Raw genomic sequence first — 15,653 nt, 5'->3', positions numbered from 1 at the left:
CCGGTTGTCGGCAGCCCGCCGGATCCGGGCCGATGCGGGAAGGCGACGGCTGCCGCCTTCCCGGGTGGGTCAGAAGATATCGAACGCGGCGTCGTCGGCCTTCGGGTCGTGCTGGTCGAAATCGAATTCCTGCATCCGGTCCAGGTCCTCGACCTTGATCCATTCGGTGGCGCCGTTGAGGGTCGCCTGCACCATGCCCGAGGGCGGGTCGTTGCGCGCGATCGGCGCGTCCTTCAGCGCCACCCGCATGTAGTCGATCCAGATCGGCAGCGCGGCGCGGCCGCCGTACTCGCGGTAGCCCAGCGAACGGAAGTCGTCGCGGCCGACCCACACGGTGGTGGCCAGCGGGCCGCCGAAGCCGGAGAACCAGGCGTCGCGGTGGTCGTTGGTCGAGCCGGTCTTGCCGCCCACGTCCTCGCGACCCAGTACCTTGGCCGCGGTACCGGTGCCGCGCTGGACCACGTCGCGCATCATCGACACCAGCTGGTATGCGGTGCGCTCGTCGATCGCGCGCGGGGCGGCATGGGTGTTGGCATCGACCGCTGCCGGCGCGGCTTCGGTCCCGGTCTCGGCGTTGCCGGTACCGGCTGCGGGCTTGGCCGGCGGGGCTTCGGCGCCGAAGTTGAAACCGTCCACGACCTGGCTGGCCGGCGCCATGCCACCGGCGCCACCGCCGCAGCCGCGGCAGGCCAGCGCCGGATTGGCCTTGAACACCACGTTGCCATCGCGGTCCCTGACCTCGTCGATGGTCCAGGTGTCCACCCGCGAGCCGCCATTGGCGAACACGGCATAGCCGCGCGCGACCGACAGCGGCGTCAGCGAGGCGGTGCCCAGCGACATCGACAGGTTCGGCGGCAGCTCGGCTTCCTGGAAGCCGAACTCGCTGATGTACTTGCGGGCGAAATCCACGCCGATGCTGTCCAGCAGCCGCACCGACACCAGGTTGCGCGACTGCACCAGGGCCTCGCGCAGGCGCATCGGGCCGCGGAACCCGCCGCCGTCGTTCTTCGGCTCCCAGGTCTTGCCGCGGCGGTCGCGGAACACCACCGGCGCGTCGAGCACGATCGAGGCCGGGTTGAAGCCCTTGTCGAACGCGGCCGCGTACAGGAACGGCTTGAAGCTGGAGCCGGGCTGGCGCCGGGCCTGGGTGGCGCGGTTGAACTTGTTGCCGGCAAAGCTGAAACCGCCGACCAGGGCGCGCAGGGCGCCGTTGCCGGCGTCGAGCGAGACCAGTGCGGCCTGGCCGAGCGGCAGCTGTTCGATCAGCCACTCGCCTTCCTTCTCGCCGGTACGCACGCGGATGACGTCGCCACGGGCAGCCAGCTTGGCCGGCGCCCGCGTGGTCCAGCGGCTGGCCGCCACCGGCAGGACCAGCTCGGTGCGGTCGGCCAGCACCACGCTGATGCCGCCGTCGGCATGCACCGCCGACACGATCGCCGGCAGCAGCCCGGACTGCGAGGGGATCGCGGCGATGTGGCGGGCAAGCGTGGCCGCATCGGCGTCGGCGGCCACGTCGATATGCTGCTCCGGCCCGCGCCAGCCGTGGCGGTGGTCGTACAGCAGCAGGCCATCGCGCACGGCGATGTTGGCCGCTTCCTGCGCCTGGCTGTCGATGGTGGTGGTGACCCGGTAGCCCTTGTTGAGTACGTCGCCGCCGTGCAGGGCGATCATTTCCTGGCGGACCATCTCCGCCACGTAGGGCGCGTTGACCTCGATCGGCGGCTCGTGCGGGGAGGCGTGCATGGGCACCGCCTTGGCCGCGTCGGCCTCGGCCTGGCTGATGAAGCCCAGGTCGGCCATGCGCTGCAGCACGTAGTTGTCGCGGCGCTGGCGCGCCCGTTCCGGGTTGCTGATCGGGTTGCCGCTGGACGGGAACTTGGGAATGCCGGCCAGCGAGGCCATCTCGTCCAGGTCCAGCTCGCCGAGCTTCTTGCCGTAGTAGTACTCGGCGGCGGCGCCGATGCCATAGGCGCGGTTGCCGAAGAAACTTTTGTTCAGGTACAGCTCGAAGATCTCGTCCTTGCTCAGCTCGCTCTCGATCTTGCGCGCGAGCAGGATCTCGGCCAGCTTGCGGGTGTAGCTGTACTCGGAGCTGAGGAAGAACTGGCGGGCCACCTGCTGGGTGATGGTCGAACCGCCGGGTACGCGCTTGTCGCTGGTGGTGGCCAGCAGCCAGACCGCGCGGGCGATGCCCTTGTAGTCGACGCCGCCATGTTCGTAGAAGCGGGCGTCCTCGGTGGCCAGGAAGGCCTGCTTCAGGCGCTCGGGCACGTCCTTCATCTCGATCGGATAGCGCCGGGTCTCGCCGAACACGGCCATCAGCTTGCCGTCGCTGGCATGGACGTACATCGGCTCCTGCAGCTCCACCTCGCGCAGGGTCTGCACGTCGGGCAGCCTCGAGGAAATCACGTAATAGAGGGCGCCCGCGGCGATGGAACCAACCAGGGCGAGGGCGACGAACAGTGCCAGCAGCCAGCGCAGCCAGCGACGGAAACGGGGCATCAAGCAGGATCCCGATTGCGGATTTCGTGGCCGCAGAGTATAGAGTACGCGGGGGAACGGCTGGGGCCGTCCCTTGGGGAAAGGGGGTCGGGGATGGCTCTGAGGGCGTGACGGATTTCTCGGCCTGCGCGCGGAGCGGTTGCCAACCACCGGAAATTCATTATTAATGCGCGGGCGCAACAAGTGCGTCCAAGTGCCCGTCGGCAGGGGAGAAACCGTGGGGCTTATCCCAAAGAGTCAACCACCGATCATCGGTGTTGACATCAGCTCGACTGCGGTAAAGCTGCTTCAGCTTGCCCGCAGCGGCAATCGTTTTCGCGTGGAACATTACGCCGTGGAACCACTTCCGCCGAATGCGGTGGTGGAGAAGAACATCGTCGAGGTCGAGGCGGTCGGCGAGGCCATACGCCGGGCCGTGGCGCGCTCGGGAACCCGGGCCAAGGGGGCGGCTGCCGCGGTCGCCGGTTCGGCGGTGATCACCAAGGTGATCCCGATGCCGGCCGACCTGGACGAGGCCGACCTGGAAGCCCAGGTCGAGCTGGAGGCGGTGAACTACATCCCGTATCCGATCGAGGAAGTGAGCCTGGACTTCGAGGTGCTCGGGCCGGTGCCCAACAACCCGGAAATGGTCCAGGTGCTGTTGGCGGCCTCGCGTTCGGAGAACGTCGAACTGCGCCAGTCGGCGCTGGAGCTGGGCGGGCTGGTGGCCAAGGTCATGGACGTGGAAGCGTTCGCGATCGAGAACGCCTTCGCGCTGGTGGCCAGCGAACTGCCGGTGGCCAGTGACGGCGTGGTCGCGCTGGTGGACATCGGCGCCACCATGACCACGCTCAACGTCCTGCGTGGCGGGCGCAGCCTGTACAGCCGCGAACAGGTGTTCGGCGGCAAGCAGCTCACCGACGAGGTGATGCGCCGCTACGGGCTGAGCTACGAGGAAGCCGGGCTGGCCAAGCGCCAGGGCGGGCTGCCGGAGAGCTACGAGGTGGAAGTGCTGGAGCCGTTCAAGGAGGCCACGGTCCAGCAGATCGGCCGCCTGTTGCAGTTCTTCTATGCCGGCAGCGAGTTCAATCGCGTCGATCACATCGTGCTGGCCGGTGGCTGCGCTTCGCTGCCCGGGCTGCCGGTGATGGTCGAGGAACAACTGGGGGTGAGCACGTCGGTGGCCAATCCGCTGGCGCAGATGACGCTGGGACAGAAGGTGCAGGCGCATGCGCTGGCCCAGGATGCCCCGGCGCTGATGATCGCCACCGGCCTGGCCCTGCGGGGGTTCGACTGATGGCACGCATCAATCTATTGCCTTGGCGCGCCGAGCGGCGCAAACAGCGCCAGCGCGAGTTCTACACCATGCTCGGCCTGGCCGCCGCCGTCGGCGTGCTGATGTCGCTGCTGCTGTACTTCTACTACGACGGGCAGGTCAGCGGCCAGAACGAGCGCAATGCCTATCTCGAGGCCGAGATCGCCAAGGTCAAGGAGCAGAACAAGGAGATCGAGCGGCTCGGCAGCCAGAAGAAGCGCCTGCTCGACCGCAAGCAGGTCATCGAGGAACTGCAGGGCAAGCGCTCGCAGATGGTGCACCTGTTCGACGCGCTGGTGCGCACCATCCCCGATGGCGTGGTGCTGACCGCGCTCAAGCAGGAAGGCGAGACGCTGACGCTGGAAGGCCGCACCCAGTCCAACGCGCGGGTCAGTACCTACATGCGCAACCTGGAAAGCTCGGGCTGGATGTCCAATCCGGAGCTGTCGGTGATCGAGGCCAAGGCGCAGGAAGCTTCGGGCTCTGCGGTGGACATCAAGTCGCTGCCGTACGTGTTCACCCTGAAGGTGAAACTGCCGGCACCGGGTGAGAACGCAGCGCAGACGTCGGAAGCGGATGCCGCGCCTGCTGCCGCACCGGCGCCTGCTGCGGACACGGCGCAGAAGGAGGCCCGCCCATGAGCCAGAAGAAGAGCGGTTTCAACAATCTGGACCTCAACAACATCGGCAACTGGCCGCAGGGCCCCAAGCTGGTGTTCTGCGCGCTGCTGGCACTGCTGATCCTGGGCTTGTCCTACCTGCTGGTCATCCGCGGCACGGCCGAGGAGCTGGACGGGCTGGAGACCAAGGAGGTCGAGCTGCGCAGGAGCTTCGAGGAGGAGCAGAAGCGTGCGGTCAACCTCGAGCCGCTCAAGCAGCAGCTTGCGCAGATGGAGCAGGTGCTGCAGCAGATGCTGCGCCAGCTGCCCAGCAAGACCGAGATGCCCGACCTGATCATCGACGTGTCGCAGACCGCGCTGTCCAGCGGACTGAACAACGAACTGTTCAAGCCCGGCGACGAGCAGCTCAAGGAGTTCTACGCCGAGAAGCCGATCGCGCTGCGGCTGGTGGGCAGCTACCACCAGTTCGGTGCCTTCGTCAGCGGCGTGGCCTCGCTGCCGCGCGTGGTGATCCTGACCATGCACGACATCAACCTGAAGCCGAAGGATCCCAAGGCCGGCATCTCCGCGCGCAGCGGCGCGCTGGAACTGTCGGGCACGGTCAAGACCTACCGCTACCTGGATGACAACGAGCTGGCGGACCAGGAAAAGAAGGCCGCCGATGAAGAAGCGGCGCGCAAGAAGGGGGGCAAGTGATGAAGGGTTCCCTCCGCATCCGGGCGCTCTGCGCGGTGGTTCTGGTGGTGGCCGCGACCGGTTGTTCGCGCGGCATCACCAGCACCCCGGGCGATGCGCCCAATCTTGAGAAGTGGGTGGCTGACGTACGTGCACGCCCGGCCACGCCGCTGGATCCGCTGCCGGTGATGCAGCAGTTCGAGACCTTCGAGTACTCGGCCCAGGGGCTGCGCGATCCGTTCAGCGATGCCTGGGCCAGTGCGGACGGCAACAGCGCCCTGCGCCCGGATCCGAACCGGCGCAAGGAGCCGCTGGAAGCCTTCCCGCTCGACAGCCTGGACATGGTCGGGACGATCGGCAAAGGCGCTGCCATGGTCGCGCTGGTGATGGGGCCGGACAAGGTGACCTACCGTGTCCGTCCGGGCGTGTACCTGGGGCAGAGCGATGGCCGCGTCACCAGTGTGCGCGAGGACGGCATTGAGCTGATTGAACTGGTGCCCGATGGTGCTGGCGGCTGGCTGGAACGCCCGGCCTCGCTGGCGCTTGACGATCGATGAATGATTATTGGGGATAGCACGATGACTTTTTCCAAAGCCCTGAGCCTGCGTCCCGCCCGGCGCCATGCGATGGTCCACGCCCGCGCACTGGGAGTTGCGCTGGCACTGGCCTGCGGCTCTCCGTTGGTGGCCTTCGCCGCCGACCTCGCTCCGCCGGCCGCCGCACAGCCCGCGGCTACCGTCGCGGTCACCAAGGTCGACTTCAAGCGCGGCGATGACGGCGCAGGCCGCCTGATCCTGCAGTTCGACGGCCAGGGCGCCAGCCCGGACCTGAGGACCCAGGGCAACAGCGTCGTGGTCGACATGGGCAATGCGACCCTGCCGGCCGAACTGCAGCGTCCGCTGAACGTGGTGGACTTCGCCACGCCGGTGCAGCGCATCGATGCCAAGCCGTCTGGCCATGGCTCGCAGCTGGTGCTCAGCACCCAGGGTGCGTTCGAGTCGCTGGCCTACCAGTCCGGCAACGAGTACGTGGTGGAGATCTCGCCACGCCAGGAACAGTCCGCGACCGGTGCGGTGACCGCCCAGACCGTGGCCCAGGCCGCGGCCACGGTGGCCGCGCGCGGTTACAGCGGGCGCCCGGTGACGTTCAATTTCCAGGACGTGCCGGTGCGTACCGTGCTGCAGCTGATCGCCGAGGAATCCAACCTCAACGTGGTCGCGTCCGATACGGTGCAGGGCAATGTGACCCTGCGCCTGGTCAATGTGCCGTGGGACCAGGCGCTGGACATCGTCCTGCGCGCCAAGGGCCTGGACAAGCGCCGCGATGGCGGGGTGATCTGGGTTGCACCGCAACCCGAGCTGGCCAAGTTCGAGCAGGACAAGGAAGACGCCCGCATCGCGATCGAAGAGCGCGAGAACCTGGCCACCGATTACATCCAGATCAACTACCACAGCGCCGAGGCGATCTTCAAGGCACTGACCGAAGCCAAGGGCATCGGCAACGCGGGGGCCGGTGGTGGCGGTGGTGCCGGCGGCAGCGCGCAGCGCGAGAACGGCTTCCTGTCCAAGCGCGGCATGATCGTGGCCGACGAGCGCACCAACACGCTGATGATCAGCGACATCCCGAAGAAGATCGCGCAGATGCGCGAACTGATCGCGGTGATCGACCGGCCGGTCGACCAGGTGCTGATCGAAGGGCGCATCGTCATCGCCTCTGACACCTTCGCACGTGACCTCGGCGCCAAGTTCGGCATCCAGGGCCGTCGCATCGGTGACCGTACCCAGGCCATCAGCGGCTCGCTGGGGGGCAACAGCAGCATCATCAACAACGGCATCGTCACGAACGAGGGGCTGAACGTGAACCTGCCGGCGAAGACCTTCACGGACAGTCCGGCAGGCGCGATCGCCTACACCCTGCTGGGCGCCAACTTCTCCCTGGACGTCGAGCTGTCGGCGATGCAGGAGGAGGGACGCGGCGAAGTGGTATCCAATCCACGCATCGTCACCGCCAACCAGCGCGAAGGCGTGATCAAGCAGGGCAAGGAAGTCGGTTACGTCACCATCTCCGGCGGCGGTGGCGCCGGCGGTGCGCCGACGGCCAACGTGCAGTTCAAGGAAGTGCTGCTGGAGCTGAAGGTCACCCCGACCATCACCCAGGACAACCGTGTCTTCCTCAACATGAACGTGAAGAAGGACGAGATCGACCGGATGCTGGAAGTGACCGACTTCGGCACCGTGCCGATCATCAACCGCCGCGAGATCAATACCGCGGTGCTGGTGGATGATGGCCAGACCGTGGTGATCGGCGGCGTGTACGAGTTCAATGACCGCAGCAGCGTGGCCAAGGTGCCGTTCCTGGGCGACGTGCCGTTCCTGGGCAATCTGTTCAAGAAGCGTGGCCGTAGCAAGGACAAGGCCGAACTGCTGGTGTTCGTGACGCCCAAGATCCTGCGCGTGGCCAAGCCGCACACGAACTAATTACATTAATTTGACTGAAGAAATAGCCGCTCCTTTGCAAAGGAGCGGCTATTGTGCTATTAGCGGAACCGCATGTCGCTTTTTTCTGATGACGGGGGCGTGGATATTATTCCCCCTAGTGAAGGGCGATGAGCAGGTGGTTGCGGATTGTACGGATTCTCTGAAAAATGAGTTTCAATTTATACAAGGATTGGTATATGAAAATCAGATTATCAGTCTGTTCTCCCGCAGTTTTTGCTTTCGGATTGCTTTTTATGGATCCCGCGGGTGCGGCGGTCCAAAATATTACGGCTAGGTCTTCCAGCAATGGCCCTGTGCAGGGTAATGCGATTACAACATCTTCCGCGGTGGTTACTTGCACTGAGGCATCAGGAGGTTCCGCTGGCACGACTACATATTGTTACATCCAGTCACCAGGGTGGAATGGCCTGGTTCCGAAGGGGCAGTCTATAGGGACGAGTGGTGGTGGAGTTATTTCCCTCAACTGTAATGGCCAGTATTCGGCAAACGGTGGGCGGTTGGAGTGCGCGGCGCGAATCGATGATGTGATTTGCTCGCCGGAGCAATCCATATCGGCCTCTGCGAGAGGGGGGGGCTCGACGGCTGGTTATGCGCCGATAAAAGGGGCGGCGCTCGTTCAATGCATGCAGGCTACAGGAGCAAGTGCAGCCAATGGCGGGGCGCGATGCGGTATCCGAGCTCCTGGATTCACTGGCGATTTGACGGTTGGTCAAACGATAGCTGCTAGCGGCGCGGGAACCGTTCGGCTTACTTGTGCAGGGATGTATTCCGCGAATGGCGGTGGGTTGGACTGCACGGCTCAGGTCAGTCAGGTTTGCCCGTAAAGCACTTTTTTGCAGGTAATTTCCAGTGTCTTTATGGTCGTAGTACCTGATAAGGATTTTGATTTTTGGTGAAGACAGATGCCGCCGTTTGGCGGCATCTGTCTTGTAGGGCATCATTCATATGATTAAGGCAATGCAATGGTAGCGGGTGGAGGCGGTGCGACGGAATGGGGCTCGCCCAGAGCTTGCTCAGAGGCCTAGCTCGTTGAGCTTGTTTTGGTTACGGTCCCTGTTGTGCTTTTTGACTCACCCTTCAGATAGCAGAGAGACCAACGTGCGGGACGCTCTACATCGGGAATTTGTTCACCTGCGCGATGCCCTGGCCGGCGAGATCGTCGGCCAGTCGGTACTGATCGAGCGCCTGCTGGTCGCGCTGTTGGCCGATGGCCACCTCCTGGTGGAAGGCGCACCCGGACTGGCCAAGACCACGGCGATCCGCGCGCTGGCCTCGCGCATCGACGCCAGCTTCGCGCGCATCCAGTTCACGCCCGACCTGCTGCCGGCCGACCTGACCGGCACCGACATCTGGCGTCCGCAGGAGGGACGCTTCGAGTTCCAGCCGGGTCCGGTGTTCCATCCGATCCTGCTGGCCGACGAGATCAACCGTGCACCGGCCAAGGTGCAATCGGCGCTGCTGGAGGCGATGGGCGAGCGCCAGGTGACGGTGGGCCGCACGACCTACCCGTTGCCGTCGGTGTTCCTGGTCATGGCCACCCAGAACCCGATCGAACAGGAAGGCACGTTCCCGCTGCCCGAGGCGCAGCTGGACCGTTTCCTGATGCACGTGCGCATCGGCTATCCCGATGCCGCCGCCGAGATCGACATCCTGCGACTGGCCCGCGAGCGTGCGCTGCGCGAAATGGACGCGATGTCCGTGCCGATGCAGAGACTCTCCCTGGAACAGGTCGAGCAGGCACGACGGGCGGTCCTGGAACTGCACATGGCGCCGCAGCTGGAGCGCTATCTGGTCGAGCTGGTGCTGGCCTCGCGCGACGCATCGGCCTACGACGCCTCGCTGGCACGGCGCATCGCATGGGGTGCCAGTCCGCGCGGGTCGATTGCCCTGGAGCGCTGCGCGCGGGCCAGGGCGTGGCTTGCCGGACGCGACTACGTGACCCCGGACGACGTGCGTGCAGTCGCGCCGGACGTGCTGCGGCACCGGGTGCTGCCCAGCTACGAAGCGGCGGCCGAAGGCTGGGACGGCGAACGCCTGGTCGCGGCACTGCTCGACCGCGTGCCGTTGCCGTGATGCGGCCGGGAAGTGGCAACGCGGAGCGGACGACGGCCATGCCCGGCGACGTCTCTTCCCATGGCGTGGCGCCACTTCCCGCTGCCGACGGCATCGTCCCCTCGCTGGCCGAGCTGATCGCGCTGCGGCGTGCGGCGATGTCCACGCGCGGGCCGCGCCGCGGGCGACGCGGTGTATCCGCGCGGGCGACCTCCGCGCAGCGCGGGCGCGGCATGGAGTACGCCGAGTCGCGCGAGTACGTGGCCGGCGACGACGCCCGGCACATCGACTGGAAACTCAGCGCACGCACCGGCTTCACCCACACCAAGACCTTCCAGGCCGAGCGCGAGCGGCTGACCCTGCTGGTGGCCGATACCGCGCCCGCGTTGTATTTCGGTACCCGTGCGCGATTCAAGTCGGTGCAGGCCGCGCGTGCCGGCGCGATCGCGGCCTGGTCGGCATTGCGCGACGGTGACCGCGTGGCGGCGCTGTGCGCTGGCCGGGCAGACGGGCTGGTGCCACCGGCGGGCGGCATGCGCGGCGTGCTGCGCGTGCTCGATGCCCTGGTGCGCTGGTATGGCGCGCCCACGGCCGATGGCACGGGCCTGCAGGCGGCGCTGGAGCGCGCTTCGCGTCTCCTGCATCCGGGCGCACGGGCGCTGGTGCTGGCGGATCCGGGCAGTGCCCTGGCCGTGGCGCCGGCCACCTGGTCGGCGTTGTCGATGCATGTGGACGTGCGCCTGTTGCTGCTGGTCGATCCGCTGGAGATGCAGCCACCCCGATGCCTGTTGCCGGTGGTGGCGCCGGGCGGGCGCATGGAGCTGGACCTGGCTGCCGGTGCGGTGCGCGATGCCTGGCACACGGCCTTCGTCGGCCCGGTGGAGGCGCTGTGCCGGTCGTTGCCCGGTCGCAGGATCCAGGTACAGGTACTGGCATCGGACGACGCCAGCGATGCCTGGCTGGGGGCTGCCACGGTGGCGGCGGGCCGATGATCGGCGCCACGCTGCCGCTGCGCGACGTACACCTGCCGGCCGCTCCGGGCGGGTGGCCGCCGGCGCCAGGCTGGTGGCTGCTGCTGGGCGCGTTGCTGCTCGGGCTCGGCGCGGTCGTGGCACTGCGGCTGCGTCGCCGGCGCCGGCGGCAGCGCTGGCAATCGCTGTTCGATGGATCGCTGGCCGCGGCGCCCGGCGCGGCTGCACGCATCGGCATGGCCTCGGAGCTTTTGCGGCGCGCGGCACGCCGCCGCGACCCGGCCGCGGCACTGCTGCAGGGCGAGGACTGGCTGCGGTTCCTCGATGGCGGTGATGGCCACGAATTCAGTACCGGCGACGGACGCGTGCTGCTCGATGGCGGCTTCCGCCGCGCGGTGGACGAGGCGGAAGCGACACGTGCATGTGCGCTTGCGCGTGGTCGCTTCATCGCGCTGATGGAGCGCGGCCGGTGATCGAGCGCCTGCACGTGCTGCTCGGCGGTCTTCCGGAATTTGCCTGGCCCTGGCTGTGGCTGGCGCTGCCGGTGCCGCTGCTGATGCGGCTGTGGCCACTGCCCGTGGGCAACGGCCCGGCGCTGCGCGTGCCATGGGAGCCGGCGCGGCTGCAGGTGGCGCCGCCAACCCGGCGCATGCCTGCGCCGCGCACGCTGCTGCTGTGGCTGGCGTGGCTGTGCCTGTGTGCCGCGGCCGCGCGGCCACAGCAGCTGGGCGATGCGGTGGAACCGCCGCGCGAGGCGCGGCAGATGATGCTTGCCGTGGACCTGTCCGGCAGCATGGGCGAGGACGACATGCTGCTCGGTGGCCGCGTGGTGGACCGGCTCACCGCTGCCAAGGCGGTGCTGGCCGACTTCCTCGACCGCCGCGAAGGCGACAGCATCGGCCTGCTGGTATTCGGCCAGCGGGCCTACGCGCTCACCCCGTTGACCCGCGACCGTGCCAGCGTGCGCGAACAACTGCGCGACAGCGTGGTCGGGCTGGCCGGGCGCGAGACCGCGCTGGGCGATGCCATCGCGCTGGCGGTCAAGCGCCTGCGTGCGCAGCCCGAAGGCCAGCGCGTGCTGGTCCTGCTCACCGATGGCGTCAACACCGCCGGTGTACTCGATCCGCTGAAGGCGGCCGAGCTGGCCAAGGCCGAGGGCGTGCGCGTGCATACCATCGCCTTCGGCGGCACCGGCGGTTTCTCGCTGTTCGGCATGCAGCTTCCCGGAGCCGAGGACCCGATCGACGAGGACACGCTGGCGCGCATCGCGCGGGAAACCGGCGGTCGCTTCTTCCGCGCACGCGATACCGGCGAACTGGTCGGCATCTATGCCGAGCTGGATCGCCTGGAGCCGATACACAGCGCCGGGCCGGCGCTGCGCCCGCGCCTGGAGCGGTATGCGTGGCCGCTGGCGGCGGCCCTGCTGCTGGGCGTGCTGGCGCTGGCGTGGCCGCGGGGACGACCATGACCGCGCTCTGGGACACCCTGCATTTCGTCCGTCCCGGCTGGTTGTGGGCGCTGTTGCTGCTGCCGGTCGCGTTGCTCGGTGCAGGTTACCGGCGCCGGCGCGGTGGCGACTGGCGCGACGCGGTGGATCTGCATCTGCTGCCGCACCTGCTGGTGGGTAGGGGCCGGCGCGGCATCGGCGGCAGGCTGGCCCTGCTTGCCGGCCTGCTGCTGGCGGTGTTGGCCCTGGCCGGGCCGAGCTGGCGCCAGGTCGAGCAGCCGTTGTGGGAATCGAAGACCCCGCTGGTCGTGGTGCTGGACCTGTCCAGCCGGACGGCCGCGGCGGACCTGCCGCCCAGCCGGCTGCTGCAGGTGCGCGCCAAGCTGGCGATGCTGCTGCGCGAGCGCCGCGGTGGCGAGGTGGCGCTGGTCGCCTATGCCGACGAACCGTTCACCGTGGCGCCGTTGACCGACGATGCCGCCAATGTCGCGCTGTTCCTGGACGCGCTGGCGCCGGAGGTCATGCCGGTGGACGGGCAGCACGCCGCCAGGGCATTGCAATGGGGTGGCGACCTGCTGCGCCAGGCCGGCGCGCGCGCGGGCGTGATCCTGCTGGTCAGCGACCAGGCCGATGCCCAGGCCGATGCCGAAGCCGTGCGCCTGCGCGCGGCCGGCTACCGGGTCTCGGCGCTGGGGCTGGGAACGCCGCCGGGTGCCGCCTATCGCGACCGCGAAGGCCGCATCGGCCATGCCCGGCTGGACGAACCCTCGCTGTGTGCGCTGGCCGTCGCCGGCGGCGGCCGCTACGCGCGGATGTCGGCAACCGACGCGGACCTGCAGTCGCTTGACCTGCTGCAGCCGTCGGCCACTGCGGACGACCGTCCCGGCCGCACCGATACGAGCTGGCAGGACGAGGGCTACTGGCTGTTGCCGCCGCTGATGCTGGTCGCGCTGCTGGCGTTCCGGCGGCGCCGGCAGGTGCTCGCCGCACTGGTGCTGTGTGCGTGCCTGCCGCTGGCGCAGCCGTCGCATGCATCGGAAAGCGGCGGCTGGTGGCAGCGCGCCGACCAGCGCGAGCACCAGCGCCTGGCCGAGGGCGTGGAGGCTTACCGCAAGGGTGACTTCGCGCAGGCGCAGCGCCACTTCGAAGGCATCGACACCGAACAGGGCTGGTACAACCTGGGCAATGCACTGGCGCGGCAGGGCCGTTACGACCAGGCGATCGAAGCCTACGACCGCGCGTTGCGACGGCGGCCGGACATGGCCGACGCGAAGGCCAACCGTGCCGCGGTCGATGCCGCGCGCAGGCGCAAGCCGCCGCCGGGGCAGCAGGGTGGCGGCCAGGACCGGCCCGATCCACGCCAGGGCAAGGACGCGTCCGGCGGGCAATCGCCGGGCCAGGCGCAGGCCGACCCGGCACAGGGCGCGTCATCGCAGGGACAGTCCCGGCCGCAGGACCGGCAGCAGGCGCCCTCCCGACCACAGGACGGGCAGCCCGCCTCGGCGGGGGCGCGGCAGCAGGCGCCCGAAGTGGAAAATGCACGGGACCAGCGCCAGGCCGACCAGGCCCAGCGCGCACGCATGGCCGAGGCGCTGCGGGCGCGCCAGCCTGCCGAACGCGCCGCCGGCGAGCGCGCCGCGCAGGTGTCGATGAGCCCGCAGGAGCGCGAGCGTCGGCAGGCGATCGAAGCGTGGATGCAACGGGTGCCCGACGAACCGGGGGATCTGTTGAAGGCGAAGTTCCAGCTCGAGTACGAGCGGCGCAGGCAGGAAGGTCGATGAAGCGGCGAAGCGTACTGATGGGTGTGTGGCTGCTGGCATGGCTGGCCTGCGTCGCCAGCGTGCAGGCGCAGACGCGGGCGTGGCTGGACCGCGACCGTATCGGCGAGGGCGACGTGGTCACCCTCAACATCGAGACCGACCAGGCCGGTGCGGCGCCGGACTACGCACCGTTGCAGGCCGATTTCAGCCTGGGCGGGCGCACCAGCGGGCGGCAGACGCGCATGGTCAACGGCAGCATCAGCAATACCGCCCTGTTCGGCGTCGTGCTCACGCCGCGCCGCAGCGGGGTGCTGCAGGTGCCGGCATTGCGCGTCGGCACGGTGCGGACCCGGCCGCTGCAACTGGTGGTCGATCCCGCGCCGGTGGCCAGCGGCGGCGATGCACTGGCGTTCGTGGAAACCGAGGTCGACGACCCGCAGCCCTACGTGCAGCAGAGCGTGGGCGTGGTGGTACGGCTCTATTTCGCGACCCAGCTGGCGTCCGGCGAACTCGACCTGGCGACACCGGCATCGGCCTCGCTGCAGCGGGTGGGCCAGGACCGCACGTCCGCGCGCGAGGTCGGCGGCCGCCGCTACAACGTGGTCGAGCGCCGCTTCCTGCTGATCCCCGAGCGCAGCGGTCCGCTGCGGCTGGAGGGGGCGCGTTTCAGCGGCCGCGGGGCCGGTGGCCTGTTCGACGATTTCCTCGGGCGCGGTGGCGGCACGCTCAGTGCCCGTTCGCCGGACCAGACCCTGCAGGTGCGCGCCGTGCCCGATGCCGCACCGCAGCCATGGCTGCCGCTGAAGGACCTGCGCCTGCGTTACACCGCCGCGCCGCAGTCGGCGCGGGTCGGCGAGGCGCTGACACTGGAGGTGGAGGCCACCGCCGTCGGCGCGACGCGCGCGCAGTTCCCCGACCTGCCGCTGCCGGCAGCCGGCGATGCCGCGCAGGTATTCGCCGAGCCCGCGCAGTACGACGAGAGCTTCGATGGCGCCGGCCCCCGGCTGAAGCTGACCCGCCGCTATTCCATCGTGCCGCAGCGGCCCGGCACCCTGGTGTTGCCGGGTATCGGCCTGCGCTGGTGGGACGTGGGCGCGGCCGAAGCCAGGACCGCCACGCTGCCCGGGCTGAGCCTGGCGGTGGCGCCGGGGAGCGCGGTGCCGGCGCCCGTGCCGGCCGCATCCGCCGCTTCGGCGGCGGCCCCGGCGACGCAGGTCGATCGTGCGATCGCCCTGCCGGGTGCCGGGCATCTGCCGCAGCGGCTGTGGCCACTGCTGGCAGCGGGATTCGCCCTGCTGTGGCTGGCCACCCTGGTGTGGGCGTTGACCCGGCGGCCATCGGCATCTCCCCGGGCCGCATCGGTGGCGGAGGCCGCACCGGGCATGGCCACGCACTCGCTGGCCGACCTCAGGCGCGCCCTGGACAGCGGCGACCTGGATGATGTCGAGCAGGCGCTGCGTGGCATGGTCCGGCCCCCGGTCGCCGACCTGGATGCGCTGGCCGCACGCCTGGGCAGCGCCGTGCAGCGCGAGGCGCTGGAAGCGTTGCGCCGTGCCCGCTGGGCCGGTGGCAGCGGGCCGGTGGCGCGGGCCGCGCTGCGCGCCGCGTTCGCCAACGGACCCGAATGGCGGGGGCAGGCGCGGGAACCGGCGGCGCCACTGCCGCCGCTCTATCCCGGGCGCTGATCCGGCTGACCGCAGCGGTCGCGCGGGCGCCGGCCGACCACCGCACGGGTCGTCGGCAGCCGCCCGGGCAGCAGCGCGTCGGCGGCCCGGAAGCGACTTTCCGGGCACCGCGAAACCGGGCCAAATGGCAGGGTTGGACGGCGTGCAGCT

The 15,653-nt window shown here is 68.9% G+C and carries 11 protein-coding genes and 1 pseudogene; 11 read left to right on the top strand and 1 reads right to left on the bottom strand.

Annotated elements, in window-relative coordinates; all coding sequences use genetic code 11:
* Positions 1-69: 69 nt before the first annotated feature.
* Positions 70-2,502: a penicillin-binding protein 1A gene (locus tag QQA12_RS12620; protein ID WP_226049484.1), complete on the bottom strand. Its 2,433-nt coding sequence runs from the start codon at positions 2,500-2,502 to the stop codon at positions 70-72.
* Positions 2,503-2,719: 217 nt separating this feature from the next.
* Between QQA12_RS12620 and QQA12_RS12615 the strand changes: the two genes are divergently transcribed.
* The 11 genes and pseudogenes from QQA12_RS12615 to QQA12_RS12565 all read left to right on the top strand — a co-directional run bounded on the left by QQA12_RS12615 (position 2,720) and on the right by QQA12_RS12565 (position 15,503).
* Entirely contained in the window at positions 2,720-3,778 is a 1,059-nt protein-coding gene (locus tag QQA12_RS12615) for a pilus assembly protein PilM (protein WP_054668759.1), read from the top strand.
* Positions 3,778-4,338, top strand: a pseudogene (locus tag QQA12_RS12610) (PilN domain-containing protein); the annotation flags it as partial. The gene QQA12_RS12615 and the pseudogene QQA12_RS12610, both read left to right, overlap by 1 nt.
* Positions 4,339-4,433: 95 nt before the next feature.
* Positions 4,434-5,111: a type 4a pilus biogenesis protein PilO gene (pilO, locus tag QQA12_RS12605; protein WP_226049483.1), complete on the top strand. Its 678-nt coding sequence runs from the start codon at positions 4,434-4,436 to the stop codon at positions 5,109-5,111.
* Complete coding sequence (locus tag QQA12_RS12600) at positions 5,111-5,647, top strand: pilus assembly protein PilP (RefSeq protein ID WP_054667353.1); 537 nt, start codon at positions 5,111-5,113, stop codon at positions 5,645-5,647. The genes pilO and QQA12_RS12600 overlap by 1 nt, the downstream gene beginning before the upstream one ends.
* Before the next feature lie 21 nt (positions 5,648-5,668).
* Positions 5,669-7,567, top strand: coding sequence for a type IV pilus secretin PilQ family protein (locus tag QQA12_RS12595; protein ID WP_226049482.1), 1,899 nt, complete (start codon positions 5,669-5,671; stop codon positions 7,565-7,567).
* A gap of 1,119 nt (positions 7,568-8,686) precedes the next feature.
* Complete coding sequence (locus tag QQA12_RS12590; RefSeq protein WP_226049481.1) at positions 8,687-9,661, top strand: MoxR family ATPase; 975 nt, start codon at positions 8,687-8,689, stop codon at positions 9,659-9,661.
* Between the two features lie 38 nt (positions 9,662-9,699).
* The gene (locus QQA12_RS12585; protein WP_056931189.1) at positions 9,700-10,632 is read left to right on the top strand and encodes a DUF58 domain-containing protein; all 933 of its coding nucleotides are present in this window, start codon (positions 9,700-9,702) and stop codon (positions 10,630-10,632) included.
* On the top strand, positions 10,629-11,084 hold the full coding sequence (locus tag QQA12_RS12580; RefSeq protein ID WP_182212729.1) for a DUF4381 family protein: 456 nt from the start codon (positions 10,629-10,631) through the stop codon (positions 11,082-11,084). Before QQA12_RS12585 ends, QQA12_RS12580 begins: the two co-directional genes overlap by 4 nt.
* Before the next feature lie 83 nt (positions 11,085-11,167).
* Positions 11,168-12,079 (top strand): VWA domain-containing protein, encoded by a 912-nt coding sequence (locus QQA12_RS12575; RefSeq protein WP_225546758.1) that lies wholly within the window; start codon positions 11,168-11,170, stop codon positions 12,077-12,079.
* Positions 12,076-13,839 carry a tetratricopeptide repeat protein gene (locus QQA12_RS12570; protein ID WP_226049480.1) on the top strand — a complete coding sequence of 588 codons (1,764 nt, stop codon included), beginning with the start codon at positions 12,076-12,078 and terminating at the stop codon, positions 13,837-13,839. The genes QQA12_RS12575 and QQA12_RS12570 overlap by 4 nt, the downstream gene beginning before the upstream one ends.
* Positions 13,836-15,503 (top strand): BatD family protein, encoded by a 1,668-nt coding sequence (locus QQA12_RS12565; protein WP_226049479.1) that lies wholly within the window; start codon positions 13,836-13,838, stop codon positions 15,501-15,503. The genes QQA12_RS12570 and QQA12_RS12565 overlap by 4 nt, the downstream gene beginning before the upstream one ends.
* Positions 15,504-15,653 lie beyond the last annotated feature (150 nt).

The organism is Stenotrophomonas sp. 17(2023), from assembly GCF_030345315.1.
Classification (GTDB): domain Bacteria; phylum Pseudomonadota; class Gammaproteobacteria; order Xanthomonadales; family Xanthomonadaceae; genus Stenotrophomonas; species Stenotrophomonas acidaminiphila.
This window is presented reverse-complemented; position numbering and strand designations above follow the sequence as displayed.